Below are 26370 nucleotides of genomic sequence, written 5' to 3'. Positions count from 1 at the left end.
CCCGGTCGAACGCGTTCTTCGTCTTCAATGCCATGTCCAACCAGTTGCAGGAACCGTTTGGCGCCAAGACCGCGCGGCCGGCGTTCCTGGCCAATCGCGGCACGCCAGTAGCCATCGAGGTCCAGACAGGCTCGCTGATCTAAGCCGGGATTTTCGAGTAAGAAGAGATAGGCAGCGCCGCACTGGCGCTGCCTTGGCCAATCAACGTATCGCAGATCCTCTACACCACCCCGTTGGCCTGAAGGCCTGCCAGACCGTGCCAGCATACATAGAATCCAACCAGCAGGATGAGCACTCCGGAGATATAAGGCGCACGCGAGGCGATCTTTGACAGCCACGGGAACCGGGTGCCCGCATGACGTACGCTCAGAGCCGCAACGACGCCGACACTGACTAGCGTGATCGCAAGGCCGATCGAGAAGCAGAAAACAAGCACTGCTCCGAGCGATATTTCGCGCAGCTGCAGACAAAGGAGCAGGACGGTAATCGCGGCAGGACAAGGAATGAGCCCGCCCGTGAGACCGAAAAGTGCGATCTGCCAGTTCGTCACGTTCTGGCTCTTGAAGCGCCGCTCGATATCAAGCCCGTGCGCCCTTTGATGCGCATCTTCATACGCATCCCCTCCCATGGCGAAAGTCTCCATACCCTCATGCGCGTGATGGTGCTCGCTGAATGGAAGATCATAATCATGGCTATGGCCGCCGTGGCCGAGGCTCAAGCGAGCGACGAACTCATGGGGTTCGGGAATTTCGTCGATTGACTCCAGATAGCCGCCTCGATCGACAAAGGTGAAGGTCTCGACCGAACCATCTGCGCGGGTCGTGGTCACGGTCACATCGTGGTCATGCCAATGATGGCCGCTGATCGTCTTCAGCTGCCAGCGGGGCGGCACACCATCCTCAAAAATCGAAAGCTCGACCTGGCCGTGGCCGGTGTTCACGTGATGCGCGCTGCCATGGCAATGATGGTGCCCGTGATCATGATCATGATCATCGCCATGGGCGTGCTTGGCCACATCAAGGAAACTCTGCCTGTCAGTATAGGTGCGCCAGACCATCCAGAGGGCAACGCCGATGATGATCAGGCCCGATAGAAGCTGGAAATAGGGCTCCAGCGTTTCAGCCTGAACACCCCGCCACAGATACATGCCGGTCAGCGCGATGCCCCATACGATGGCCGTGTGCGAGATCGTTGCCGCCACGCCAAGCAGTATCGCCTGTTTGACGGTGCCGCGGATGGCGACGATGAAGGCCGCCATCATGGTTTTAGAATGGCCGGGCTCCAGGCCGTGCAGTGCTCCGAGAAAGATGGCGCTTGGAATGAACAGCCAGGCGTGTGCAGCACCTTGCGAAAGCAGATCAGCGAATGGGGTCATCTTATAGATACTTTGTGATATCTTTGAATTCGTCTATGGCGCTGCGACGTTCCTTCGGAAGCGAACCGACTGTCTCTTCCAGACAATGATCGAGATGATCCTGGATGAGGGTGCGCTTGGCCTGGGTAATCGCCTTTTCGACCGCGTGAAGCTGCTGGGCCACATCGAGGCACGGCCTGCCGCTCTCAATCATCTCGATCACCTTTTGCAGGTGCCCGGACGCTCGCTTGAGACGTTTGACGATTTCGGGATGTGTTTCATGCACGTGTGGATGTTCCATTGCGTTCCACCTGCAGTTTATTATTATTATATCCTATCCCCCTGGAGGGGATCACGCAACGAAAATCCGCGCATCCGAGACGCTGCATTCAAAGTAAACTTGATGAACTGTTTGAGGATAAGCTGTCAGGGTTGCAGCGCAAATTTCATCCGAAGGGAAACTGCCGCAATTTTCTGTACGTCTTGACGGTGAACAGGCATCCAGCCTTGTCGCACTTGACCGGCGCCACCGAAGTGGCGCCGGGAATTTTACTCACAGCCTTGCCGGTTGTTCTTGTTTATTCTTCAAGCGCCACACCAGTCATAAATCGAAAGCGCCATCACCTTGATTGCCGTGATGTAATCATCGATCGATACATACTCGTCATTGGAATGCATGACAGCGGTCGACCCTGGCCCGAAGATCACGGTCGGGGTGTTGCCGTAGCTGTTGAGGAAACGCGTATCCGCAGCCCCCTGGCGACCGGTGATGACGGGCTGCTTGCCTGTAACCTCGGTGTAGACCTGGGATACGAGGTTCACGATCGGATGCTCGACCGGGATCTCGGACGCTTCCGCATCGTAGCCAACGAAGCGGACCACAGGCGGATGGTCCTTCATCCATGGATCCTGGGCGGCCATCTCGGCAATCTTGTCCACCAAGCTTTGCTTCACGCCCTCATGGTCCTCACCCGGAACCGTCCCGATACTGCCCTTAAGCAGCGCGGTATCCGGGAAGGCACTCGGATAGTTGCCAGCCTGGAAGCTGCCGATGATGCAGGGGAGAGAGTCGAGCGCATTCGGGTAGAGCGGATGCTTGACGGTTGCGACGCGGTGGTCCTCAAGCTCCTTGACCGCAGCCACGACCTTGTTGCCGAGGTCGATTGCGCTGATGCCTTCATAGCGCTTCTGGATGCCCGCCGGCTTGCCCTGGACCGCGATTTCAAACCAGATGCGCCCGATACACGCTGGCTGCACCGCCAGATCGCTTGTTTCGCCGGAAATACCTGCATCGGCCTTGTAGCCCCGGATGACCGTGTCCAGCGTGCCGTGCCCACTGACCTCTTCATCGATCACGACATTGATCAGCACGTCGCCCTTCAGCTTGATGCCGGCTGCCTTCAGGTATTCCACGGCGAGGATGTGGCTTGCGACGCCGCTCTTCATATCGGCTGAGCCGCGGCCGTAGATCTTTCCATCCTTGATCGAAGCGGACCAGGGGTTATCCGACCACCCTTCCCCGTTCCCAACCGGGATCACATCCGTATGGCCATTCAGCAGGAGGGAGCGGCCGCCGCCAGTACCCTTGTGGATGGCGACGATATTGGGGCGGTTCTCATAGCCACGGCTTACAGAACGGTAGCCGGGGTGTTTCTTGAGCTCCTCCCAGTCCGTCTCCCACATGTCCACATCGAGGCCGATGTTCTTCATGTACCCTGCAACAAACTCCTGGATGGCAGCCTCGTCGCCAGTGACGCTTGGTATCGAGATCATCTTCTGGAGAAACGCGACGGCGGCATCGCGATTGGCGTCGACGGTATCAAGGATTGCTTTGCGGACTTCTTGGCTCATTGAATGTGAACTCCGGTAGAAATTGCTTGGGCAGGTGAGGCTCGTGGCCGACGCTTACATGAAGCTCGGCAGCCAGAGCGCGATGGGTGGAAAGACGATCATGATCAGCATCAGCAGGATGTTGAGCATGATGAACGGAAACGCCGCCCAGTAGATATCCTTCATTGTCGTTCCGGGCGGTGCGACGCCCTTCATGACGAAGAGTGAGAGGCCGGCGGGCGGTGTGATGGTTGCGAGTTCCAGATTGACCATCATGATCACGGCAAACCAGATCGGATCCCAACCCATTGCGCGAATGATCGGCAGGAAGATCGGGATCGTCACCAGCACGATCGAGGTCTGCTCGATGAACATGCCGATCACGAGAACGATCAGCATCATCATGATCATCAACACGACCGGATCAACGGGAAGCGATGTTGCCCAGGAGGTGATGGCGCTGGTTGCTCCCGAGAAGCCCAGCAACTGACTGAACCCGGCCGAGCCGGTCAGGATGATCAGGATCATGATGGACAGTTGCGTGGCCGAGCCGATTGCATTCTTGAGGTTTGCAACCGTCAACGAACCGGAGCACGCCATCAGAATGAAGGTAAGAAACGTTCCGATGGCCGCGGACTCGGTGGGCGTGGCCCAACCAAAGAAGATGCAGGCAATGATCAGGAAAACGATCGATACCGGGGGCAGCAGGTACAGGAAAGTGTCCTTGACCTTGCGACCCAATGGGACGACCGGGACATCATAGACCGGAGCTTCGTGCGGCCTGAGCTTCACGCGGATCAGGATGTAGGCCACATACATGAGCGCCAGCAGCACTCCAGGCACGACAATGGCAACAAGAGTCTTGGCGACGGAAAAGCCGCCAACGCTTGCCAGAACGATAGCCAGAGTGCTGGGTGGGATCAGAATGGCCAGTGCACCACTGCCCAGGACCGGGCCGATCGACAGCGATTTAGAATAGCCATGCTTCTGCATCTCGGAGGTCAGCGTTGAACCAAGCATGGCGACGCTGCCCATTGCAACACCGGTGAGCGTGGCCAGTGCTGCGCCAGCACCGACGGTCAACACGGCCAAGCGCCCCGAAATGAAGCCGAGCCACTGATCGATGACCTTGATCATCCGGGGGGCGATGCCGGAATGGAACATCAGGGTTCCCATCAGGATGAACATCGGAATGGGTACGAGGTAGAATGTCGAGATCGAACTATCGATGCTGAGGATGAGCTGGTTGAACCCAGATACCCCTCCCCAAAGCATGTAAACTCCGATCATGTTCATCAGCAGGAACGCGATCGCAACCGGCAAGCCCATGAACATGAACAGGGTGAGGCCGCAAAAGAAGAAGATGAGGAATTGCCACCATTCCACGGTCAGGCCTCCACGAATTTCTCAGAAGTCGCATCATTGTTGCGATAAAGGCGTACAGCACGTCGAACGAACTCGAGGCCGAGCAGGAAGCAACCAAGCGGAATTACGACGAGATTGACGGCGCGGGGGATCTCCAGTTCGGCTGCCACCATGACCCCGCGGCTAAGAGAGAGAGACACTGCCTTTGTGCCGAACCAGGTGAGCGTGAAGCAGACCGCAGCTCCAACCAACGAAGACAGGATCAGCATGACCCTGCGTGCCCCTTGCGGGACAGACGCAACAACAAGGTCCACCACCACATGCGAGTCCCGGCGCAAGACCCATGCGGCGCCCAGGAAGGTCATGTACACCATCATGATGCCGCTGATCTGGTCGATGCCAAGAATGCCGTAATTCAGCACGGATCGCATCGCGACCTTCACGACAGTCAGCAGCATCATGGCCACAAGTATCGTGCTGGAGACCACCGCAAGCGCGTCGGTAATGATATCGAATATTCGGCCCAGCGCCTTCATTCGACCACCTCTATCTAGCGTCCGCCCGGCAGGTTGCCTTGCTTTGCACCCGCCAGGCGGAGAGTTGGACTTTATTCAGCGGCGTCGAACAGTGCCTTTACTTCCGTGATCTTGTCGGCAGGCAAGATTGTCTCGTAGTAGGCCCACAGAGACTCGATGGCGAGCTTGTTCCAGCGTTCTGCTTCCTCGTCCGAGAGCTTCAGAACTTCCATGCCGCCTTCTTTCATGAGACGAACCTGCTCTTCCAGGTTCTGGGCGAACCAGCGGCGCGTCCATTCCTGCGTCTCGGCCATTGCCTTCAGCAGAATGTCCTGGGCTTCCGGAGAAAGCGCGTTCCACTTGTCGAGGTTCATCGCCACACTGCCACCGCTGCGGTACATCGGCTGGTCAATCATGTAGCGGGTGACTTCCTGCCAGCCATAACGCGTGAACGCATCGGCGACCGGCCAGGAAAAGCCCTCGACAGTACCACGGTCCATCGCGAGATAGATTTCCGAAGGCGGCAATGTGACGGATTCACCGCCCGCCGCCTGCACGAAGTGGCGCGTCAGCGGCGTCACGCGCAGCTGCTTGCCGCGCAGATCATCCAGGGACTTTACCGGGAAATTGGTGCTCAGGTAGTGGACGCCGACACCGAGATCGCCCGCAGCATGGCCGAGGTGGCGAACGCCCTTGGCTTCGTAAAGACCGACAACAAAGTCATAGAGCTTGCTGCCCGGTCCACCGTCCGGCACGAGATGCGGCGACAGTTCTGTAATATCGCCGCCCGGCACGACACCCGCCCAATAGTTGGGAGCACCGTACCACACATCGAAGACGCCATTGACCAGTGCTTCCGGCTGGTCGAACGGCGGAAGAACGTCATCGGCGCCGATATACTGGATGCGGACGACGCCCTCGCCGAGGCGGTTCACATTGTCCATGAAGTTCTTGCCGATCTCGCCCGTTGGCGAGAAACCATGGGCCCACGCACCCACCATCCGCAGCGTCACTTCTGCGGCGTTCGCCACAGTCATTTGCGTCATGCCAAGAATGCCGGCTGCCAGCACACCAGCAAGCATGGATCGTCCTGCTCTCGAAATCATCTTATACCTCCAGAGGTGTTCCCTGATTTTTATTTTGCGTCCGGGACACTTCGAGCCCGCGTCCACCGGCCGGCAAGAATGAAATACGCATTTGCGCCGTGTGTCTACAAATATTTTTTAATTGCATACAAACGCGCGAAAGGGCGCGTTCCGCCCTACGCAGCCCGGAGTTTCAACCACCTTAAGCTCCAAATATGCATTTCTTGCATACGATTTTGGCCGAATTGTTGACGATATCGATTAAATCGAATACAAACTGACGAAATAATCAAGGGAACTCAGCGCGTAGCACGGAGATAAATCACGCAGCCTCTGCGGCGCGTGCAACTTCTGCAGACTTTACCCGGAAGTTAGATCTCCGCAACAAATAAGGAGAACGGAATGCGCCCGGCCGCTTTCGAATATCACAGGGCAGCAAGTATTGAGGAAGCCCTCAGCTTGCTTGCGGAGTTTGGCGAAGACGGGCGGCCCATTGCCGGAGGGCAAAGTCTCGTGCCGATGATGAATCTGCGTCTCGCCCGGCCTGAGCATCTGGTTGACATCAATTCGCTCGAACTCGACAAGATTGAACGCACCGGCGACACGCTCAGCCTGGGTGCATTGGTCCGCCACGAACGTTATTTCAACGAACCCTTGATCGCCGAACATTTTCCAGCGTTCCTTGATGCTGCGCACTGGATCGGTCACCCCACCATCCGGCGCCACGGTTCGCTGGGCGGCAGTATTTCGCATGCGGACCCAAGTGCCGAGCTTCCCTGCGTCTGCGTTCTCCATGATGCAACCATCGTCGCTCGCTCGGTGAATGGCGAGCGGCGCATACCCGCATCCGAGTTCTTCATCAGCGCCTATGTGACTGCGCTCGAACCGGGCGAGATGGTGGTTGCGGTCGAATTGCCGATCCCGCAGCGGAAACAGCATGGCGCGTTCATCGAAATTGCCGAACGCATGGGCGACTTCGCTGTCATCGGCATCGGAGCGGTGCTGGAACTCGACGGTGACACAGTTCTTGACGCCAGGATCGCCTGTGCAGGTGCGGAGTTGACGCCGGTTCGCGCTGCCTCGGCAGAACAATTCCTGAAGGGTCGGCAGCTGACCGAGGAGGTTGCTCAGGAAGCCGGCCAGCTCTTCGCCCAGTCCGTCGATCCGGTGAACGACTACAGGTCGAGCGCTGAATATCGCCGCCACCTGATCGTTCAGCTTACCAGCCGCACCCTTATGCGCGCCATGAAATCCAAGGCATAACGATGACCCAGACTACGCTTACCGTAAACGGTCAAACCAGGACACTTGAAGTCGAGCCTCGACGGCTTCTGGCTGATATCATTCGCACCGAATTCGATGTCTCCGGAGTACACATCGGTTGCGCACATGGTGTCTGTGGCTGCTGTACTGTTCATATCGATGGCATTCCCCGCCTCTCCTGCCTCACATTTGCCGTCCAGTGTGACGGCAAGGAAATCAATACTGTCGAAAGTCTTGGCGGCTTTGACGCGACACATGTTCTGCAACAGGCATTCAAGAGCGAGCACGGCCTGCAGTGCGGGTATTGCACACCCGGTTTCCTGATGACGTTGGCCCCTTACGTGGAAAAGAAGGTGGCAAACGGCGAGATGCCTTCGGATGAGGAGATCCGCGAAGCGATCAGCGGCAATATCTGCCGTTGCACAGGCTATCATGGAATTGTCGCCGCCGTACGCAAGGCCATCAGCAACCAGTTGGAGGGGCAGCAGGCATGAAGGCCGAGAATCCACGCCAGATCGGGGCACGCGTTCAACGCTTTGAAGATGTCCGGCTTCTCTCGGGAGTTGCCAGGTACATCGATGATATCCGGCTGCCAAATTGCCTGCATCTGACGTTTGCACGCTCGCAGATGGCTCACGGCAGGATCCTGGACGTCGACACGTCCGCCCTCGAGGACATTGGATATCCGACGTGGGTCTTCACCGGGAAAGACATTGGCGATCTTTCCATGAAGGCGCACCAGGATGTTCCCGAGATGCAGTACTCGGAGCAGCCACTCCTTGCACGCGACGTTGTTCGCTTCGTCGGCGAGCCGGTGGCCGCAGTGCTGGCGGAAGATCCTTATCTTTCCGAAGACGCCGCCGAGATGGTTTTCATCGATTGCGACCCGCTGCCAGTCGTCGGCACGATGGACCAGGCGCGTGACCCCTCGATCCCTCCGATACACGACGGATGGAAGAGCAACGTCTTCATCGAGCGACAGATGAAGGGTGGCGATCTGGAAGCGGCGCGCGCCAACGCGGCTTATGTCGTGCGCCGCACGTTCCGCAACCAGCGCCAGACCGGTGTTCCGATGGAATGTCGGGGTGTGGTCGCACAGTATTCGCCCGGTGATCGGATGCTGACGGTCTGGTCTTCCACCCAGATGCCGCATCTCGTGCGCACCTACATCTCTGAAGAGCTTGATCTTCCGGAATCCCGCATCCGCGTCATTGCGCCGGAAGTTGGCGGAGGCTTCGGCGTGAAGGGTCAGGTTTTTGGCGAGGAGGTCCTTGTTGCCTGGCTCGCAATGAAGACCCAGCGTCCGGTCAAATGGATCGAAGACCGCCGGGAGAACCTGATCGCCAGCATTCATGCCCGCGATCACGCCCATACGCTGGAAGCCTATGTCTCCAAGGAAGGCAGACTGCTCGGCCTCTGGGCAGACATCAGCGTCGACGTCGGCGCCTATTCAACCTTCCCGTTCACCGCCGCAGGCGATCCCGGCATGGCGGCCAAGGTGATGCCTGGGCCCTATGATTTCCAGGCTTACGAAGCCACCTTCCGTGCCCTTGCCAGCAACAAGTGTCCGCTGGGAACCTATAGAGGCGTCGCGCGCCCCTCTGCCGTATTTTCCCAGGAGCGCCTCATGGACGAGATTGCGAAAGAGATCGGCATGGATCCGATCGAATTTCGTCTGAAGAACATCATCCGGGAGTTCCCGTACAAGAACGTTCTGGGCTTCACCTATGATCCCGGCTCCTACGCTGAATCGCTCGAGAAGATACGGGAAATCCTGGCAGATGACATCGCTGCCGCGCGGGAAACCAGGCACTCGAAGGAGAAGCGCATCGGCGTAGGTCTCGCCTGCTTCATCGAGCAGACCGCACACGGCACACCTGACTTCACCCGTAGGCGGGTTCCCATCGAGACCGGCTATATCGCGGCGCGCGTGGAGATGCAGCCCGACGGGACAGTGGTCATTGGCCTCGGGCTGCAAAGTCACGGCCAGGGGCTGGAGACCACCATGGCTCAGGTGGCAGCTGACGCGCTGGGGATTGATCCGAAGGACGTCTTCGTCCGTCACGGTGACACGCTGACTTCGCCCTATTCGGTCGGCACCTGGGGCAGCCGCGGCGGTCCGCTTGGCGGCGGTGCCGTCCACCTCGCATCGCTCAAGATCGCAGACAAGCTGAAGGCCATCGCGGCCCACCAGCTGCAGTCGAACAAGGACCAGATAAGTCTCGGCGGCGGGAAGGCTTACATCACGGACGATCCTTCCCGATACATCCCGATCAGGACACTTGCCCGGCAGGCGCTGCGCAATGTCGAAAACCTCCCCGAAGGCATGATCCCTGGCCTTGAGGCGGAATACAGCCTCGATGGACCAAGGGACGGGACCTATTCGAATGCGGTCCATGCGGCGGTGGTCGAGATCGACGTCCCGACGGGCAAGCTCAAGCTGAAGCGGTTTGTCGTGGTCGAGGACTGCGGAACGATCATCAATCCGCTTGTGGTAGATGGTCAGGTTCGTGGAGGCGTGGTGCAGGGCATCGGTTCGGCTCTCTTCGAGCACATGATCTATGACGAACAGTGCCAGCCACTGACGACGAGTTTTGCAGACTATCTGATGCCGCTGGCGCCGGAGCTGCCGAACATCGAGGTGCACCACATCGAAACCCCCACGCCCCTCAATCCCATCGGCGCGAAGGGGCTTGGTGAGGGGGGCGCCATCGGTCCCGCTCCGGCCATCGCCAATGCCGTTTCAGATGCGCTGGGCGTTGAAGTCAACGAAACGCCCCTCACCCTGAACGCGATCTGGCGCCTCAGCGCTCACATCAGGGGCGAAGCAAGCTAGTTCTCACTACAAAGGTAAATCGCCCGCTGCGAAGCGGGCGGTTACTTCAATCCAGCAAGGCAAAAGCAGCTGTCAGAAGCCAGCCTTGGGGTTGATCTGATGGAGCGGGCTCTCACCCTCTTCGATACGGCGGATGCTTTCGGCAACATCGCGGGCGGCTGCCTGCGGGACCGTGATGCTGGCCAGATGCGGGGTTATGTAGACGTTCTCCATTTCCCAGAAGGGATGATCCTTGGGCAGCGGCTCTTCCCAGAACACGTCGAGGGTTGCTCCACCCACCTGCCCTGTTCGCAGGGCGTCCAGCAAGGCCTCTTCATCGACAACCTGCCCGCGCGAGGCGTTGACGAACTTGGCACCCTTCTTCATTGCAGCGAATGCCTCCTTGTCCAGCAGGCCGCGCGTTCCCGCAGTCAGAGGCATCATGTTTACCACAATGTCGAGCTCTGACAGGAAAGGCTTCCAGCGTGCGGGATCGCTTTCTACCCTGACGCCTGGGACATCCTTGTCCAATATGTCCCAGCCATGCACGTCAAACCCGAGGTCGGCAAGCGACCGTGCAACGGCTGAGCCCAGTGCACCAAGTCCCAGCACGCCAACCTTGATCTTGTCGAGCGGTGTGGGATGGATGTAGTGCCATTCCCCTCGCCGCTTCGCAGCCTCGAAATCAGGCATATCGCGGGCGTAACGGGTGACGGCAAAGAGCACATAGCTGCGCATCAGGTTCACCATCCCCGGATCGGAAAGCCGGCAGATCGGCACCTCCGGCAAGTCATCGCGCCCCGTCAGCGAATCCACGCCAGCGCCCAGATTAACGACGAGCTTGATATTTTCGAACGGTGCAAAGAAGCCTTGAGGCGGTCGCCAGGCAAGGACATAGCCGACGGTCTGAGGATCGCCGATATCGGGAGCAACGCGAAAATCGAGATCCGGAAGCTCTGCCTGCAGAGCCTCGCGCCATTCCTCAGGATCATCAAATTCAGAGTAAAAAACCAAAGCCTTGGCAGAAGAAGCTGGATTTCTGTCCATTGTCTTCAGAATGGAAGTCATAAGTCTACCTTTCAACGCACCTCAGGGCGCACAGGGTCCGGCCAGCGTGAAGAACCGACACGCCAATCCAGGACAGGTTGGGGTTCTCGCGCGCGCTGGCGCGTTCAATCGGGTTACATCAGTACGCTCGGAAGCCATGTGGACAGCGACGGGAAGAGCACCATGATCAGCAGCAGAACGATCAGGCTGATGAGGAATGGTGTATTGGCCTTGACCGTCGCAAGCAGATCTTCCTGTCCAATGCGAGCGGCGACAATGAGCGCCAGTGCGACAGGTGGCGTGATCTGACCAATCACGACGGTCACGATCATCAGCATTCCGAAATGCACCAGATCCACATCCAGCGTTAACAGCGTCGGCAGGAGGACGGGCATGATCATGGGGATCAATGGATCCAGGATCATACCCGCCAACAGGGCGATCATCAGCAGAAGCAGGATCTGCGGTACCGTCGACTCGAACGGGAACATCGCCTGAAGCGCGTCAGCCAGCATGATCGGGACCCGCGCTTCCGAGAGCGCCCAGCCAAGTGCCACCGAGAAGCCGACGACGATCATGACCTCGCCGGTCAGGATGGTGGCGTCGACCAGCACTGTGCGCAACTGGCTGAAGGTCAGGGTGCGGTATACACCCATCGCCAGGAACAAGGCATAGGCAACCGCGAATGCGCCTGCCTCCGTGGGAGTAAACAGGCCTACGACCAGTCCGCCCAGGATAAGTGCCGGTGAACCCATGGGCAGAATGGCGCGGCGGCCGGTCCGAATGAGCTCTTCCCAGGCGAAACCCTGCATGGGCTTCCATCCGTGCTTGCGCGCCAGGATAGCCACGGTAACCATCAGGGTCACCGCCATCAACAATCCCGGCACGATGCCCGCGAGGAACAGCGCCCCCAGAGACGTTCCGGTCACAGCGGAATAGAGGATCATCGGAGAACTCGGCGGCAGCAACACACCGATACCGGAAGACGTTGCCGTAAGGGCGGCAGAAACCGGCCCCGGATAGCCGTTTTCCTTCATCTTCGGGATGAGGACCGAGCCGGTTCCGGCCAGATCTGCCACAGACGTGCCGATCATCCCGCCGAACAGCACGCTGACGGCGATGTTCACATGGGCCAGGCCGCCCCTCATCCAGCCTACGGCCGCGCCTGCAAACTGGAACAACCGGTCTGCGATGCCGCTGGCATTCATGATGCCGCCGGCGAGAATGAACAAAGGAAGCGTGATCAGGACATAGTCGTTTACGCCGTTCAGTATCTGCTGAGGCAGTGCGAGTGACCAACCGCCGCTGATGAACAGGAATGCGATAATCGAGGCGCCAAGGGCCACGATGATCGGCATCCCGAGGACGACGAGCGCACACAGAATGACGATCATCAGGAGAGCTATCCAGAGCATGGCCCTACCTCTTCCTGAAAAGGTTGGCGAGGATCGTCAGGGACAGGCCCACCAGTGCTGTAAACACAGCGCCGATCATGATGCCCTTTGGAATTCTGAGGATGGGTGAGCGGTCTCGGCCAAAGAACTGGAGATACTCCCAGGTCAGCCAGGCGGTATAGGCCATTGCAGCAGCGCCAACGATGCTGCAACAGACGAAAAGCACCCTTATCGTATTCTGGTTCAGTCGGCTCGTCAGGATGTCGCAACAAATGAGCGTCTGACGAAGCCCCGCGAGAACAATCCCCACCGCAACCAGCCACACCATCAGGTTCATGACCACTTCTTCCGTCCAGGGAAGTGGCTTGGCAAAAGCGTACCGGCTGATCGCATTGGCGAACACAAGTGCCGCCATCAGGGCCATGAGGATCATCGCTGCGCTCTCGAAGATCCAGTTGACGGCAGATGAAACCCACGCCGGGCGCGCCTCGGTGTCAGACGCATCAATCGATGCGTCTCCACCCATAACTTCTCTGACAGACATCTTGTCCTCTTTCACGTCGCTAGCCGGTGATTGAAGAGACTGCCGTAGCCGGGCTTGGCTCCGTCTACGTCCAGCAGTTCAAGGCAATGCCAGAACGATGCCTGGATCGCGGAAATCACCGGCTTGCCCAGTTTCTGTTCGAGGGCTTCAATGGCACCAACAGACCAGAAGTTGGTGCACGAGATGAAGATCGCAGTAGCCTCCGGCCGATCCACGGAACAAACCAGATCATAGACTTTCTGCAGCGGTACCTCTGCCAGCGCCAGGTCGGAATCGATCCTCAGATTGTCCGAGGCAACGACCGGATGGCCGTTGCTTTCGAGGAAGTGGATCGCGCGCTGGTGAATCTCGTCAACATAAGGGGTGGCGAGTGCGACCGGCCCGGCATTGACCGTCTTCAAGGCGGCCAATGTTGCAGTGGAAGCAGTCGTCACCTTCTTGCCCGGAGCCCATCCTTCAAGCTTCTTTATCAGAGCCTTGTCATAGGCGGTGCCGTGAAGGAACGATGCGCTCGTTCCTCCGAAGCAGATGATGTCGACGGGCGCTGACGCGATGTGCCTGCAGGCCTGCTCCAGCTCCGGGGCATTCATCATTTCCTCGATGCCCTGAACGGTCACCTTGGGGAGCTTTATGCGCGCCGTGTGCGTGGCAACGCCTTCAGCTGCCATCGCCCACATCTCCGACTCCATAACGATGGATGAAGCAATGAAGATCAATCCAATGCGCGCCTTGGTGCCATTTCCGTCATAGCGGAACTTGACTGCCTCGGTTGGCGCATGCGGCTGCAGTTCATTGAGGTTATTCATTGATAATGCTCTTGACCTTGTCCATGAATTCCGGAGTCACGGTTTGGGCAACCTGCTCATGCACAGGCACGGCAGCTTCACGGAAAGCTGCGAGATCGGGCTTGTTGACGGCTACGCCTGCCTTCTCGAAGAACTCGACGAGGCGAGCGTCCTGTTCGTCGGAAAGCTTGTGGGTTGCCTCGGCTGCGGCCTCAGCGGCTGCAATTACAGCGGCCTTCAGGTCATCCGAAAGTGCGTCGAATGCACGGCCATTCATCGCCAAAGTAATAGGCGTGTAAACGTGGTTGGTGAGCGAGATATACTTCTGCACTTCGTGGAAGGAGAATTCCTCGATGACGGACATCGGATTTTCCTGTCCATCCAGGGCTCCCTGACGCAGCGCAACGTAGACATCGCCAAGCGACATGGGGGTTGGAGAAGCGCCCAAGGTGGTAAAGGCGGCAATTCTCATGGCACTTCCCGGCGTGCGAAGCTTGAGGCCCGCGAGATCGGCCGGCTTGTCGATCGGACGTACGTTGTTGGAAATGACCCGGAAGCCAAGTTCGCCGAAAGCAAGGGCCTCGAGGCCGGCGGTGTCGCGCAGCGACTGCTTCAGCATTTCGCCCAGTTCGCCTGCCAGCGCTTTTCTTGCCTTTTCCTTGCTGTCGAAAAGGAAGGGCGCATCAAACACTGCGAACATCTGGTCCAGTTCAACTATATCCGATCCAATGGGGATCACCTGAACCTGATTGACGCGCAGCATCTCCATGAGCGCGCCCTCGTCTCCCAGGCTTCCACCGTCAAAGAATTCCAGTTTGAACGCATCGGCCTTTGTGGCGGCCAGCTCATCACGGAACGTGGCGAGCATGACGTTTGTTGGATCTCCCGGCGTGGTTTCCACCGCCATTCTCAGCCGCTCCTGCGCAGCTGCGACACCAGTCGCAATGCTTAACGCTACGGCTGCTACGCAAGTAAGTCTAAGAACTCCCATTTTGCTCATCGTGATCCCTTTCGAAGATGCGTGTGAACGAGCTCTGAAAAAGGGAGGAATCGAAAGGTTAAACACTTAGCGCGTTATTTGATGGTCTTCAGCTGACCATCCTTTACACCTCTGCCGCTCCCATTTTCTGTCCGGTGCGCCGATTTTTCGGCGTCATCCCCTTATTGTTAGACTTTATCACCGAACTACAGCTAGCAGAGTGCCCCCATTCTGCTACAGTTGTAAAATCGCATTATTGGAGTTTTTGGATCGGGAAAAGTTATGCACATTTCTTTACGGTCCCTGCGCTACGTCGTCGTCACGGCAGACCTCGGCAGTCTTACAGCTGCATCGAAGCAGCTTGGCATTTCCCAACCGGCCATATCCGGCGCTATCACAGAAATGGAGCGGGAACTTGGGACGCAGATCTTCGTTCGCCACCATGCCCGCGGTGTCTCTCTCACGGCCGCCGGCTCCCGCTTCGTCCACGAAGCCCGGCTGCTTCTCAAACATTCTGACGATTTCGAGAAATCCGTCTCGACCATGGGCAAGAGCGTGGCTGGCGAAATTACCGTCGGCTGCTTCGGCACGCTCGCCACTCGCTACATGCCGGCTTTGCTCGCAGCCTTCTCGCAGCGGCATCCGAGCGTCACCATCAAACTGGAAGAGGGTAACCAGCAGGAGATCATCGATGGCCTCCTGTCTGGCCGCATGGAGATAGCCATTGCTTATGCATATGCGCTCCCACCAGAGATCACCGGAGAAACTTTGGTCGAGCTGCCGCCCTACCTGCTCATTGCTGCGGGTCATCCGCTGGCACAGCACAGGCGCATCAGCCTGAAGCAGGTTCAGGACGAGCCGTTCATCCTGCTCGACCTTCCCCACTCCCGTGACTACTTCCTCAACCTCTTCCGCATCGCGGAGATTGATCCCCTCATCGTCTACAGGTCCAAGTCGTATGAACTGATCCGCGGCCTTGTTGGGCACAACCGCGGCTATACGATCCACAATGCGCTTCCCGGCACCTCGGTGACCTATGATGGCAGTCGGGTCACCGCACGGCCGATCGTAGAGAAATTGCCGTCGGTGCGGGTGACCAGCCTACGCCTTGAGCGCAATCATCCCATGCGGCCGGCGGTGAAGGCCTTTGCAGATTTCCTACCCAAAGCCTTTGCGCCGGACGGCCTGTTCTGACCGGGTCAGGTGTCCAGACTATCCGGCCAGAAGTTGCTGATAGAGCTCCGGGTCCGTGGCGCCTTCAGTGCCAATCAGCAATACGCGCGACTGCGCGTTTAGCCCGAGCTTACGGGTGGCCTCTTCATCGTCAAGAACTGCCAGCAATCCTGCCAATCCCGCCCCACCGGATTCACCGATCGTCAGTGCAGGATCGCCGTGAGCTGGCCGCGCAAGATCACGCAAAGCTTTCACCGCCCAGCTGTCTTCGACAGCGATAAAGTAATCCGCAGACTTTTCGAGAATATCCCAGGCGAACGACGAGGGCTCATAGCACTCGAGCATGGCCATGACTGTAGGCTCGCCTGCCTCCATCGCGAGGCGCTTGCCGGCCTTCGCGCTCAGCTGAAGGCAATTGGCCCTGTCCGGTTCCACGACGACGAGTGTGGGACGCTGATCACCCAGACGATCTAGGAAATTTCCCGCCACAACGGCTGCCAGACCACCTACGCCGCCCTGCACGAACACGTGCGTGAAGGGTTCCTTCGCCTGCTCGTGGATCTCTTCCAGCATGAGGGTATAGCCCTGCATGACCAGGGAGGGCACTTCCTCCTGTCCCGGACGGGCGAAGTCGGAAACGGTGACCCATCCTTCCCGCTTCGAGGTCACATCCGCCTCTTCGACGGAGTCATCGTAATTGCCGTCAGTACGACGGATCTCAGCGCCGTAGTAGGCGATAGCCTTCTCGCGCCCTTCGCTGACACCGCTGTGCAGGAAGATGACGCAACGGCAGCCGAACTTCTGGGCCCCGGAAGCGACCGAGCGGCCATGATTTCCATCTGTCGCACAGCAAACGGTCAACTCGGATGCAATCTTACGGCACTCCTCACCGAGCATTTCGGCAGGATCTACCTTGCGCCCCAGCCGTTCCTCAAGGAAGCGGTGGACCAGACGGGCAACAGCGTATGCTCCGCCCAGCGCCTTGAAGCTGGAAAGGCCGTAGCGGGTGCTTTCATCCTTGATCGATACTTTCTCGAGCCCCAGGGCTCCGGCAAGGCCGGGAAGGTCGACAAGAGGTGTTGCAGCATAATCCGGAAACGCACCGAGAAAGCGGTGGACCTCAGCCGGTGCGCCGTTGCCTACAGCCAGACTTTGGGCAGCATCCAGCTTTTCATTCCTGTGAACGGAGGTGTTCGGTACAACATCCAGAGTCTGCATTCCTGTCTCCAAAACAATAGTGCGTGGCCGAAGCATGCCGCAACCGAAGCCCTGGAGCAGGTCCAGAACTCCGCTAGCTGCGGGTCTTCGTTTCCAGCGCGATCAATACGTCCGTTGCTGATCCTGCCAACAGATCGACGTGTGTGCGCATCAGCTTGTGGGCAGCTTCCTCATCACCCTGCTCGATCGCTTCGACGATGCGATAGTGCTCGGCGACAGAGTTGACCATCCGCCTGGGCTGAAACGTCATGTGCCAGCGATAGGCCCGCAACCGCTTGGCAAGCTTCGCATTCTCTTCCATGAGGAAGCTGTTTCGGGCCCCGTTCTCGATGCACTGATGAAAATCGACATTGGCCTGAAAGAAGTCTTCATGCTTGTCTTCGTCAGCGTATTTTTCACAGGCCTCGTTGAGCTGCCTCAAGGTCGCAACTTCGCTGCGCGACATCCGGCGTGCGCAGAGCCGTGCAGCAAGACCCTGCAGCTCAGCCATGACCTGAAACATCTCCAGAAGTTCAGCGGTGGTGAGGTTGCGAACCAGTGCCCCCTGATTGCGACGGATCTCGACCAGCCCGCTTGAAGCCAGGTGACGCAATGCCTCTCTCACCGGCGTTCGCGAGACATTGAACCGCCTTGCAATGGCCTGCTCATCCAACCTGTCACCGGGGCGAAGAGCGCCGTTCAGGATGTCATCCTCCAACGCCCTGATGAGATTGGTTGAAGACGTTTCCGTATTTTGACTTTCAAGTGCTTCAGTCGAGGCCATGTAGTGCTCCTAGAAACCGCGGCGTTGACTTCTATTGCCGCGTCAGGCGCGCGTCAATTCTTAGGGATGCGACAAGAAATAACCAGACTTGTGCACTCCTGTTCCTGCTCATTCAGTGTGTAGTGGGGATCGTATTGCTCGAACACAACAGCCTCGCCCTTCTGCAGGGTGAAACGCTCCTTGCCCGTATCGAAGGTAAGAGCGCCGTCGACGATGTAGAACACCTGGATCAGGTCGTCGTGATGGTGCAACTCGCCACCACCGCCCTTGGGAGCCTTGGACACCTGAACCGAAAAGTCACTGCCCGCGAGCGGAACGATGTCCAGTACGTTCAGGCCACCAAAATGGTTGGGCGGCGTGATGCCGGTCTTGTGCCCATCCTTGAAGATCTTCATCGGCTTGTTCCTTGCTGATCGGACGTTTCTGTCTAAGAAATGTAGGCCATGTACGGGCTGAGCACCGAGCGTACCGGAACCTGGACAATTGCCGGCTTGCCAGAGGCATGCGCCTCGCGCACCGCCGATGCGATCTCTTCAGGCGTGGTGGCGATGAAGCCCTTGCCGCCCAGCCCCTCGGCAACCTTGGCCCAGTCACGCCGGGGCAGGTTCATTGCATAGGTCTCGCCGTACTTCATGTCCTGTGGCAGCGCGATGGCGCCCCAAAGCTGGTCATCAAGCACGACGATCGTGAAGGCGCGGCCATAGCGTTCCGCCGTATCGAGCTCCGTCACGTGGTAGCCAACGCCGCCATCACCCACGAACACGACCACTGGTGCGTCGGGATCCTCGAAGTTCGCGCCTGCACCGTAAGGCACTTCGGCGCCGAGCGTTCCCGACTGTCCGGCACGCAGATATCGTCCGCGTGCGGGGATCTTGAGCCGCGCGTCGGCCCAGAAATCGATATTGCCGTGCGACGTCACGAAGATCGTATTGTCCGGCATGGCTTCCCGGACAGCGTCCACCGCAGTGATCGGATGCAGGCCGGTCTGGTCATCCTCACCCTCCTGGGCTGCGAATTCGGCATTCCAGCTCTCGACCACGCCACGCGTCCAGGCTTCGTCGAACGATGGCGTGTCGGCCTGTGCAAGGAGCTCAACAAACGCAGACGAACTCGCCGCAATGGCGAGACTGGCGCGCCGATTCCGGTGCAACAGCTCCTGGTCCATCGCGACCTGCACGATCTCGGTCGTCACGGGGATGGCCGACCCGAAATCGAGGTCGAACTCAAAATGATGTCCAAGAAGAATGATGAGATCTGCTTCCTGAAGTGCGGACCGAAGGCTCGAGTTGCAGGGCGTATATCCCGGCCCTGCACACAATGGATGGCGCTCATCAACGATGCCGCGGGCAAGCCTCAGGGTGAAGAAGGGAATGCCGTGCTTTTCGATGGCGCTCTGAAGCTTTTCGCTGGGATCATAGAACGTATCATCACCAAGCAAGAGTATTGGACGCTTCGCTGCAGAAAATTTTCGCAGGAATTCGTCGGCATCTGCCGGACTAAGACCAGGCTTCACTGGTTTCGTTGGTCCGGATGGCAGAATATTTTCTAGACCGATGCTGATCGGCTGGTGCAGAACATCGGTCGGTACTTCAAGAAATACCGGTCCGGGGCGCCCTGCCCACATCTTGCGCCATGCAATGTCCAGATATTCTGCAAGCCGGTTGGGGTCGGTGCAGCGCGCCGCCCATTTTGTAACGCTGCGCATTGCCGGCAGCAATTCGAAAGACATGCCGGCGCCACGCTCGGCCGACGTTGTTGCCGACTGCGCGCCGATGATGAGCAGCGGCGTTCCGCCGAGATTGGAGACAACTGCCGGTGTCAGCGTATTGGCCACGCCAGGCCCTAGCGTCACGACGAGCGCTGCGGGGTTACCTGAGACTCTGGCCGCCGCCTCAGCCATATATCCTGCGGCTGCCTCATGGCGTGCATGGACCAGCTGCACTCCATCATGGGCACAGGCTTGATAGATGGGGTTGATGGGGCCACCCGAAACCGAGAAAACATTCTTGATGCCGGCGTTCTTCAGCCACCTGACAATGGCAGTCCCGCCGTTAGCTTGATTATCCATTAGGCTTCCAATCCTTGATCAATAAGCGCGGGACTTACCGCCGTCGAGTGCAATGGCTGTTCCGGTCACAAACCCTGCCCGCTCTGAAGCAAGCAAGGCAACGAAAGCGCCAAAGTCTGCCGGATCACCAAACTTGCCGACAGGCACCTCGTTCAGCCACAGCTTCTCTGCGTCCACACGCGACAATCCATGCTGCTCGACACTTGCATTGACGAGATATTCCATCCGGTCGGTCGCAAACGGACCCGGACATAGACAATTCACCATGATGCCTTCGTGGGCGAATTCGATGGAGAGCGACTTGGCCATACCCACGACCGCGAGGCGGATGGAGTCGGAAAGCACCATGTTCGGCTGAACGATCTTCACGCCGACGGTCGTCACGTAGATGATGCGGCCCCATTGGTTGCGGCGCATATGCGGAAGAACCGCATGGGTGAGCTCGACCAACGGCAACAGGCTTTCACCAAGCGCAGCCTCCCACCCTTCGCGCGAAACACCAAGAAATGGAGCGGCCGCAGGCCCGCCGGTATTGCCGATGAAGATATCAAGGCCGTCCAGCCTGGCAGCAGCATCCTCGACACCTGACGCAAGCGTGCTCCGCTCGCAAAGGTCGATATGGACGGCCTCGGCCTGCTCGGCTCCAGCTGCGCGCAGCGCGTCGAGAAATTCCTGAGCCTTGTCCACGTTGCGCACGGCAACGGCCAGACGCGCTCCTTCTTCTGCGAGCGCCAGCGCTGAAGCGCGACCCAAGCCTCGCGACGCCGCTGTGATGAGGGCTCTCTTGCCCTTCAGACCTAGCTCCATGATGCCCTCCTTGAATATCAAATTGCTAGCAACATGCGCACAGCCTGTCAATTTGTGTCGACAATCTTTTTTTGTCTGTATACACTTCCCGCATATTGTCGAGGAGACGAACGTATGAGCGCACCTGTCATCCCACTCGTAATTGGCGATAAGGAATATTCGGAAGCTTCGGACGGTTTTGGTGAAAGCCGCAATCCGGCTACCGGTGCAGTGGTTGCCAGCTTTGCAAGAGCTGGAGAAAAGGAAGTCAATCTGGCCGTGTCCGCCGCACGGCGCGCGTTTGACGAAGGCCCCTGGAACAGGATGCGGCCTTTCGAACGTGCACGGATCATGCACCGGATTGGCGAGCTGATGCTCGAACGACGTGATGAGATCGCGCGTCTTGAAAGTGAGGATAGCGGCAAGCCGCTCCGTGACGCCTATTGGGAAGTGGATTGTTCTGCGCGCTTCTTCGAGTTTTATGGAGGTGCGGCTGACAAGCTGCAGGGACGGTCAATTCCGCTTGGACCAAACTACAGCGACTGGACGGTGCGCGAGGGAATCGGCGTCAGCCTGCACATCATTCCATGGAACTACCCATTCCAGTTGATTGCACGCGGTGTGGCGCCTGCCCTTGCTGCAGGCTGCTCCGTCATTATCAAGCCAGCGACGGAGACCCCAGTCACGGCGTATGAATTCCTGAAGATCTGCCGGGAAGCAGGGCTGCCGGAGGGGCAGGTCAACCTGATCAATGGCAGGGGCTCGCTGGTAGGCGACCTGCTGGCCCGTCATCCAGGTGTCGATCAGATCACCTTCACAGGTTCCGTGGCAACCGGCCAGCGCGTGATGGAAGCCGCCGCCAGCCATGCAATCCCGACCAACATGGAGCTGGGCGGCAAGTCGCCTCAAGTCCTGTTTGCCGACGCGGAGATGGAAAAGGCGCTTCCGATCATTGCAGGCGGCTTCCTTACGCATGCCGGACAGGTGTGCAATGCGGGTACGCGTTTGCTCGTCGAGCGTTCCATTCACGATGACGTGGTGGAGCGGCTGCATCAGCATATCCAATCCATGCGTCTGGGTGCCGGCGTTGACGACCCGGATATGGGACCGTTGATCAACACGTCTCATCGCGACGACGTCGAACGGTACTACGAGGTTGCCCGTGGCGACGGCGAACTTCTCCTCGGTGCGGATGTTCCGTCCGATACGGCACTCGCTGAGGGCGCGTTCGTCCGCCCGGGCCTGGTGATCGGCGCCAGCAACGAAACGCGGATTGCCCGCGAGGAAGTCTTTGGACCCATACTGACGGTGATCCCGTTCGACACGCCCGACGAAGCTATTCGCATCGCCAATGACTCACCCTTTGGCCTGGTGGCAGGCGTGCACACCACCAACATCAACAAGGCGCTGGGGCTGGGCGAGAAGCTCCGCGTCGGCCAGGTATGGATTAATTCCTTCGGTGTCGGCCTCGACGTTGAATTTCCCTTCGGCGGCTACAAGCTCTCCGGCTTCGGGCGTGAGAAGGGACTGGAGGCAATCGCCGCCTATCAGCAAATCAAGAATATCTGCATCCACCATCCCCTGAGCTAACACCAGGCCCAACCGGCAAATCATCACCCACGGCCGCCATCTCGGCGGCCGTTTGCCTTGGTGGATTACTTGGTCTGAAAGACCAGCAGCAGATCCTTGGCGTCGATCTGCTCGCCCGCCCTGACCAGCACTTCGGCGATTTCACCGTCGCGTTCGGCGTGGAGCACAGTCTCCATCTTCATCGCCTCAATGGAAAGCAGGACGTCACCCGCTTTGACGCTTTGTCCTCCCACGACCGCGACGGCGGAGACCACCCCCGGCATGGGCGCGCCGACATGGGCGGCGTTGCCAGCCTCTGCCTTGCGGCGGACGCGGGCGGCAGCGCCACCGCTGGTGCGGTTCGGCACCTTGACCCGGCGGGGCTGGCCGTTGAGTTCAAAGAAGACGGGCACCATGCCCTGGTCGTCGGTCTCGCCGACAGCAAGACAGCGGATCACCAGGGTCTTGCCCCGCTCAAGTTCGACAAAGATCTCGTCTTCCGGCGCCATGCCGTAAAAGTAGGACGGCGTCGGCAGGACGCTGACCGGCCCGTATTCGGACTGCGCTGTAACGAAATCCGCAAAGACTTTCGGGTACATGAGGTGCGAGGCAAACTCGGCGTCGCTGAGCTGCCGTTCAAGCTTCTCCTCGATCTCCTTGCGCTCGGCCACAAGATCCGCATCGGCAAGCAGAGAGCCCGGTCTCGCGGTGATCGGCTTCTCACCCTTCAGCGCCTTCTTCTGCAGCGCCTCCGGCCAGCCGCCCGGCGACTGACCAAGGTCGCCGCGCAGCATCGAGACAACAGAATCCGGGAAGGCGATGTCGCGAGCCGGGTTGAGCACGTCTTCAACCGTCAGCTCCTGCGAGACCATCATCAGCGCCATGTCGCCGACCACCTTCGACGAGGGCGTCACCTTGACGATATCGCCGAACATCAGGTTTGCGTCGTGGTAGGCGCGGGCAACCTCGTGCCAGCGGGTTTCCAGCCCCAGCGACCGCGCCTGCTCCTTGAGATTGGTGAACTGGCCGCCCGGCATCTCGTGCAGATAGACTTCCGAGGCAGGTCCCTTCAAATCGCTCTCGAAGGCTGCGTACTGATTGCGGACCGCTTCCCAGTAGAAGGAGATGCGGCGGATCCATTCCGTGTCGAGACCGGTGTCGCGGGCATCACCCTTCAGCGCTTCGACGATGGAGCCAAGGCAGGGCTGCGACGTGCCGCCCGAGAACGCGTCCATCGCCGCATCGATTGCATCAACACCGGCATCGACGGCGGCCAGAACGGTGGCTGCCGAGATGCCTGACGTGTCATGCGTGTGGAAATGGATCGGCAGATCCGTCGCTTCCCGCAATGCCCTGAACAGAACCTTGGCGGCAGCAGGCTTCAGCAGCCCCGCCATGTCCTTCAGCGCGATGATATGCGCCCCTGCCCCCTCCAGTTCCTTCGCCAGATTGACGTAGTAGGTGAGGTCGTACTTGGCCCGGTTCGGATCCAGGATATCGCCCGTGTAGCAGATCGCCGCCTCGCAGAGCTTGCCTTCCTCGATCACCGCGTCCATGGCGACACGCATATTCTCGACCCAGTTCAGGCAGTCGAAGACGCGAAAGAGATCGACCCCGCCCTGTGCGGCCTGCCCGACAAAGTAGCGGACGACATTGTCCGGATAGTTGGTATAGCCGACGCCATTGGCGCCGCGCAGCAGCATCTGCAACAGAACATTCGGCGCCGCCTCCCGCACCTTGGACAGACGCTCCCAAGGGTCCTCGGTCAGGAAGCGCATCGACACGTCGAAGGTCGCCCCACCCCAGCATTCAAGCGAGAGCAGCTGTGGCAGCGCTCGGGCATAGACGCTGGCGATACCGGCGATGTCAAAAGTGCGCATACGTGTCGCCAGCAGCGACTGGTGGCCATCGCGCATTGTTGTGTCGGTGACAAGCACCCGCTTTTCATTGCGCATCCACTCGGCGAACTTCTTCGGTCCCAGCTGGTCGAGCAGCTGCTTCGTGCCTTCAGGCACGGGCGCTTCGATATAGGGCACGCGTGGCCGCGCTGCGTCCTTCTTCGGCTTCGGACGGCCGCGGGTTTCCGGATGGCCGTTGACGGTTACGTCGGCGAGATAGGTCAAGAGCTTGGTGGCACGGTCCTGCCGCCTGACTTGGCTGAATAGCTCCGGAGTCTCGTCAATGAACCGCGTCGTATAGGAATTGTCGCAGAACTTCGGATGGCCGATGATCGCTTCGAGGAAGGTGAGGTTCGTCGCCACGCCACGGATGCGGAACTCGCGCAGCGCGCGGTCCATGCGGGCGATTGCTTCTTCGGGCGTGCCGCCCGACGCCGTCACCTTGACCAGCAGCGGATCGTAATAGCGGGTGATGATCGCGCCGGTATAGGCGGTGCCCCCATCGAGGCGGATGCCGAAGCCCGCCGCCGAGCGATAGGCGGTGATGCGGCCATAGTCCGGGATAAAATTCTGCTCCGGATCCTCGGTTGTGATCCGGCATTGAAGGGCATGGCCGTGCAGGCTGATTTTCTCCTGCGCCGGCACGCCTGACGCAGGCGATCCGATCGCAGCCCCCTCCAGGATGCGTATCTGGGCCTTGACGATGTCGATGCCCGTCACCGCCTCGGTGACCGTATGCTCGACCTGAATGCGCGGGTTGACCTCGATAAAATAGACCTTGCCGGTGTCGGCATCCATGAGGAACTCGACCGTTCCCGCTCCGACATAGTCGGTCGCCTCGGCAATCTTCAGGGCGTAGCCGCAGAGTTCCTGGCGCGCGGCGTCATTGAGATACGGCGCCGGCGCGCGCTCAACCACCTTCTGGTTGCGGCGCTGGATGGAGCAGTCGCGCTCGTAGAGATGGACGGCATTCCCGTGGGTGTCACCTAGCACCTGAACCTCGACGTGCCGGGCGCGCTCGACCAGCTTTTCCAGATAGACCTCGTCCTTGCCGAAGGCTGCCTTGGCTTCGCGCTTTGCCTCCATCACCTCGCGGGCAAGATCGGCTTCGGAGCGGATGACGCGCATCCCGCGTCCGCCTCCGCCCCAGGAAGCCTTCAGCATCAGGGGATAGCCGACACCGGCAGCGAGCCTTGCCACCTCGTCCATGTCATCGGGAAGCGGTTCGGTGGCCGGCACGACTGGCACGCCGATCTCGACCGCCAAATTGCGCGCGGCTACCTTGTTGCCGAGCCTTCGCATCGTCTCCGGCTTCGGGCCAATGAAGATGATGCCGTTCTCGGCACAGGCCTCGGCGAATTCCGGGCTTTCAGACAGCAGCCCGTAGCCCGGATGGATCGCATCCGCGCCGGAGAGCCTGGCCACCCGGATCACCTCATCGATCGACAGATAACTCTCGATCGGGCCAAGATCCTTCTTCAGATGCGGGCCGCGCCCGATCAGATAGCTCTCGTCCGCCTTGAAGCGATGCAGCGCGTATTTGTCTTCCTCCGCCCAGATGGCGACGGTCTGGATCCCAAGCTCATTGGCCGCGCGAAAGACGCGGATGGCAATTTCTGAACGATTGGCGACGAGAAGCTTACGAATGGCCATTTGGTGATCCAGGTTCATTGCGTACTGGAAGACAAATGTCCCGCGGAAACTTGAGAGAAACTCTGGTGACATTTGTCGTTCTGGCGACGAGGTGGCGCTACGACATCAATACTGACGATCGGCAGGGTTCCTATCGTTCTTGGGACGAGGAAGGCTGCAGTGAGGTCCATTGCTCACTGTCGCTAGGTAATCACCCGGCTCGCATCCATGTCAACCGAACCGTACATCGAAATATGACTTCCCGATCGGGACGTCCCGATCGGTAA

Annotated in this window: 22 protein-coding genes; 5 read left to right on the top strand and 17 right to left on the bottom strand. The window is 59.1% G+C overall.

The genetic code is table 11. The annotated features are described in order from the left end of the window. Positions 1-220: 220 nt before the first annotated feature. From IEX27_RS11935 to dctP, 6 genes are all read right to left on the bottom strand, one after another. Entirely contained in the window at positions 221-1375 is a 1155-nt protein-coding gene (locus IEX27_RS11935) for a nickel/cobalt efflux transporter (RefSeq protein WP_188721277.1), read from the bottom strand. A 1-nt stretch (position 1376) separates the two neighbouring features. Beyond that, the gene (locus IEX27_RS11930; RefSeq protein WP_188721276.1) at positions 1377-1655 is read right to left on the bottom strand and encodes a metal-sensing transcriptional repressor; all 279 of its coding nucleotides are present in this window, start codon (positions 1653-1655) and stop codon (positions 1377-1379) included. A gap of 284 nt (positions 1656-1939) precedes the next feature. Further along, positions 1940-3205 (bottom strand): ArgE/DapE family deacylase, encoded by a 1266-nt coding sequence (locus tag IEX27_RS11925; RefSeq protein ID WP_188721275.1) that lies wholly within the window; start codon positions 3203-3205, stop codon positions 1940-1942. A gap of 54 nt (positions 3206-3259) precedes the next feature. Then, on the bottom strand, positions 3260-4570 hold the full coding sequence (locus tag IEX27_RS11920; protein ID WP_188721274.1) for a TRAP transporter large permease: 1311 nt from the start codon (positions 4568-4570) through the stop codon (positions 3260-3262). A gap of 2 nt (positions 4571-4572) precedes the next feature. Further along, positions 4573-5085 (bottom strand): TRAP transporter small permease, encoded by a 513-nt coding sequence (locus tag IEX27_RS11915; protein ID WP_188721273.1) that lies wholly within the window; start codon positions 5083-5085, stop codon positions 4573-4575. 71 nt (positions 5086-5156) lie between these two features. Further along, positions 5157-6170: a TRAP transporter substrate-binding protein DctP gene (dctP, locus tag IEX27_RS11910; protein ID WP_188721272.1), complete on the bottom strand. Its 1014-nt coding sequence runs from the start codon at positions 6168-6170 to the stop codon at positions 5157-5159. Between the two features lie 381 nt (positions 6171-6551). On the opposite strand from dctP, the gene IEX27_RS11905 reads away from it, so the two are divergent. Genes IEX27_RS11905 through IEX27_RS11895 form a run of 3 tightly spaced genes read left to right on the top strand, consistent with a single transcriptional unit; the run spans position 6552 to position 10248 of the window. Next, positions 6552-7412 carry an FAD binding domain-containing protein gene (locus IEX27_RS11905; RefSeq protein WP_188721271.1) on the top strand — a complete coding sequence of 287 codons (861 nt, stop codon included), beginning with the start codon at positions 6552-6554 and terminating at the stop codon, positions 7410-7412. 2 nt (positions 7413-7414) lie between these two features. Beyond that, on the top strand, positions 7415-7906 hold the full coding sequence (locus tag IEX27_RS11900) for a (2Fe-2S)-binding protein (RefSeq protein ID WP_188721270.1): 492 nt from the start codon (positions 7415-7417) through the stop codon (positions 7904-7906). Then, positions 7903-10248, top strand: a complete 2346-nt coding sequence (locus IEX27_RS11895; RefSeq protein ID WP_188721269.1) for a xanthine dehydrogenase family protein molybdopterin-binding subunit — start codon at positions 7903-7905, stop codon at positions 10246-10248. Before IEX27_RS11900 ends, IEX27_RS11895 begins: the two co-directional genes overlap by 4 nt. A 72-nt stretch (positions 10249-10320) precedes the next feature. On the opposite strand, the gene IEX27_RS11890 is transcribed toward IEX27_RS11895, so the two are convergent. The 5 genes from IEX27_RS11890 to IEX27_RS11870 all read right to left on the bottom strand — a co-directional run bounded on the left by IEX27_RS11890 (position 10321) and on the right by IEX27_RS11870 (position 14904). Continuing rightward, positions 10321-11274, bottom strand: a complete 954-nt coding sequence (locus IEX27_RS11890) for a 2-hydroxyacid dehydrogenase (RefSeq protein ID WP_188721268.1) — start codon at positions 11272-11274, stop codon at positions 10321-10323. 134 nt (positions 11275-11408) lie between these two features. After that, positions 11409-12689 (bottom strand): TRAP transporter large permease, encoded by a 1281-nt coding sequence (locus IEX27_RS11885; protein ID WP_188721267.1) that lies wholly within the window; start codon positions 12687-12689, stop codon positions 11409-11411. A 4-nt stretch (positions 12690-12693) separates the two neighbouring features. After that, positions 12694-13212, bottom strand: a complete 519-nt coding sequence (locus IEX27_RS11880) for a TRAP transporter small permease (RefSeq protein ID WP_188721266.1) — start codon at positions 13210-13212, stop codon at positions 12694-12696. A gap of 11 nt (positions 13213-13223) precedes the next feature. Next, positions 13224-14018, bottom strand: a complete 795-nt coding sequence (locus IEX27_RS11875) for a maleate cis-trans isomerase family protein (RefSeq protein ID WP_188721265.1) — start codon at positions 14016-14018, stop codon at positions 13224-13226. Next, positions 14011-14904: a TRAP transporter substrate-binding protein gene (locus IEX27_RS11870; RefSeq protein ID WP_210315531.1), complete on the bottom strand. Its 894-nt coding sequence runs from the start codon at positions 14902-14904 to the stop codon at positions 14011-14013. Before IEX27_RS11870 ends, IEX27_RS11875 begins: the two co-directional genes overlap by 8 nt. 354 nt (positions 14905-15258) lie before the next feature. Here IEX27_RS11870 and IEX27_RS11865 point away from each other — a divergent pair, with 354 nt between their 5' ends. Continuing rightward, a complete protein-coding gene (locus tag IEX27_RS11865; protein ID WP_188721263.1) occupies positions 15259-16170 on the top strand; it encodes a LysR family transcriptional regulator in 912 nt (303 codons plus the stop codon). Positions 16171-16188: 18 nt separating this feature from the next. On the opposite strand, the gene IEX27_RS11860 is transcribed toward IEX27_RS11865, so the two are convergent. The 5 genes from IEX27_RS11860 to IEX27_RS11840 all read right to left on the bottom strand — a co-directional run bounded on the left by IEX27_RS11860 (position 16189) and on the right by IEX27_RS11840 (position 21005). Then, positions 16189-17367 carry a diaminopropionate ammonia-lyase gene (locus tag IEX27_RS11860; protein WP_188721262.1) on the bottom strand — a complete coding sequence of 393 codons (1179 nt, stop codon included), beginning with the start codon at positions 17365-17367 and terminating at the stop codon, positions 16189-16191. Between the two features lie 73 nt (positions 17368-17440). Continuing rightward, positions 17441-18130: a GntR family transcriptional regulator gene (locus IEX27_RS11855; RefSeq protein ID WP_188721261.1), complete on the bottom strand. Its 690-nt coding sequence runs from the start codon at positions 18128-18130 to the stop codon at positions 17441-17443. A 53-nt stretch (positions 18131-18183) separates the two neighbouring features. Further along, positions 18184-18525 carry a cupin domain-containing protein gene (locus IEX27_RS11850; RefSeq protein WP_188721260.1) on the bottom strand — a complete coding sequence of 114 codons (342 nt, stop codon included), beginning with the start codon at positions 18523-18525 and terminating at the stop codon, positions 18184-18186. Between the two features lie 32 nt (positions 18526-18557). Next, positions 18558-20198 carry a thiamine pyrophosphate-binding protein gene (locus IEX27_RS11845; protein ID WP_188721259.1) on the bottom strand — a complete coding sequence of 547 codons (1641 nt, stop codon included), beginning with the start codon at positions 20196-20198 and terminating at the stop codon, positions 18558-18560. A gap of 18 nt (positions 20199-20216) precedes the next feature. Then, a complete protein-coding gene (locus IEX27_RS11840) occupies positions 20217-21005 on the bottom strand; it encodes an SDR family oxidoreductase (protein ID WP_188721258.1) in 789 nt (262 codons plus the stop codon). Positions 21006-21119: 114 nt separating this feature from the next. On the opposite strand from IEX27_RS11840, the gene IEX27_RS11835 reads away from it, so the two are divergent. After that, positions 21120-22574 carry an aldehyde dehydrogenase family protein gene (locus IEX27_RS11835; protein ID WP_188721257.1) on the top strand — a complete coding sequence of 485 codons (1455 nt, stop codon included), beginning with the start codon at positions 21120-21122 and terminating at the stop codon, positions 22572-22574. Between the two features lie 65 nt (positions 22575-22639). Here the strand turns inward: IEX27_RS11835 and pyc are convergent, their stop codons facing one another. After that, positions 22640-26104, bottom strand: a complete 3465-nt coding sequence (pyc, locus tag IEX27_RS11830) for a pyruvate carboxylase (RefSeq protein ID WP_188721256.1) — start codon at positions 26102-26104, stop codon at positions 22640-22642. Between the last annotated feature and the right edge of the window lie 266 nt (positions 26105-26370).

Origin of the sequence: Nitratireductor aestuarii (assembly GCF_014641695.1) — a bacterium.
Classification (GTDB): Bacteria; Pseudomonadota; Alphaproteobacteria; order Rhizobiales; family Rhizobiaceae; genus Chelativorans; species Chelativorans aestuarii.
Note: the sequence above shows the minus strand (reverse complement) of the source record. Positions and strands in the feature narration are given on the sequence as shown.

Bases quoted from the DNA above. Each gene is read 5' to 3' on its own strand.
- IEX27_RS11855 (WP_188721261.1), bottom strand. From the start codon at position 18,130: ATGGCCTCGACTGAAGCACTTGAAAGTCAAAATACGGAAACGTCTTCA.
- IEX27_RS11860 (WP_188721262.1), bottom strand. From the start codon at position 17,367: ATGCAGACTCTGGATGTTGTACCGAACACCTCCGTTCACAGGAATGAA.
- IEX27_RS11835 (WP_188721257.1), top strand. From the start codon at position 21,120: ATGAGCGCACCTGTCATCCCACTCGTAATTGGCGATAAGGAATATTCG.
- IEX27_RS11845 (WP_188721259.1), bottom strand. From the start codon at position 20,198: ATGGATAATCAAGCTAACGGCGGGACTGCCATTGTCAGGTGGCTGAAG.
- IEX27_RS11875 (WP_188721265.1), bottom strand. From the start codon at position 14,018: ATGAATAACCTCAATGAACTGCAGCCGCATGCGCCAACCGAGGCAGTC.
- IEX27_RS11880 (WP_188721266.1), bottom strand. From the start codon at position 13,212: ATGTCTGTCAGAGAAGTTATGGGTGGAGACGCATCGATTGATGCGTCT.
- pyc (WP_188721256.1), bottom strand. From the start codon at position 26,104: ATGGCCATTCGTAAGCTTCTCGTCGCCAATCGTTCAGAAATTGCCATC.
- IEX27_RS11900 (WP_188721270.1), top strand. From the start codon at position 7,415: ATGACCCAGACTACGCTTACCGTAAACGGTCAAACCAGGACACTTGAA.
- IEX27_RS11935 (WP_188721277.1), bottom strand. From the start codon at position 1,375: ATGACCCCATTCGCTGATCTGCTTTCGCAAGGTGCTGCACACGCCTGG.
- IEX27_RS11850 (WP_188721260.1), bottom strand. From the start codon at position 18,525: ATGAAGATCTTCAAGGATGGGCACAAGACCGGCATCACGCCGCCCAAC.
- IEX27_RS11865 (WP_188721263.1), top strand. From the start codon at position 15,259: ATGCACATTTCTTTACGGTCCCTGCGCTACGTCGTCGTCACGGCAGAC.
- IEX27_RS11870 (WP_210315531.1), bottom strand. From the start codon at position 14,904: ATGGCGGTGGAAACCACGCCGGGAGATCCAACAAACGTCATGCTCGCC.
- IEX27_RS11895 (WP_188721269.1), top strand. From the start codon at position 7,903: ATGAAGGCCGAGAATCCACGCCAGATCGGGGCACGCGTTCAACGCTTT.
- IEX27_RS11930 (WP_188721276.1), bottom strand. From the start codon at position 1,655: ATGGAACATCCACACGTGCATGAAACACATCCCGAAATCGTCAAACGT.
- IEX27_RS11925 (WP_188721275.1), bottom strand. From the start codon at position 3,205: ATGAGCCAAGAAGTCCGCAAAGCAATCCTTGATACCGTCGACGCCAAT.
- IEX27_RS11905 (WP_188721271.1), top strand. From the start codon at position 6,552: ATGCGCCCGGCCGCTTTCGAATATCACAGGGCAGCAAGTATTGAGGAA.
- IEX27_RS11885 (WP_188721267.1), bottom strand. From the start codon at position 12,689: ATGCTCTGGATAGCTCTCCTGATGATCGTCATTCTGTGTGCGCTCGTC.
- IEX27_RS11840 (WP_188721258.1), bottom strand. From the start codon at position 21,005: ATGGAGCTAGGTCTGAAGGGCAAGAGAGCCCTCATCACAGCGGCGTCG.
- IEX27_RS11890 (WP_188721268.1), bottom strand. From the start codon at position 11,274: ATGGACAGAAATCCAGCTTCTTCTGCCAAGGCTTTGGTTTTTTACTCT.
- dctP (WP_188721272.1), bottom strand. From the start codon at position 6,170: ATGATTTCGAGAGCAGGACGATCCATGCTTGCTGGTGTGCTGGCAGCC.
- IEX27_RS11915 (WP_188721273.1), bottom strand. From the start codon at position 5,085: ATGAAGGCGCTGGGCCGAATATTCGATATCATTACCGACGCGCTTGCG.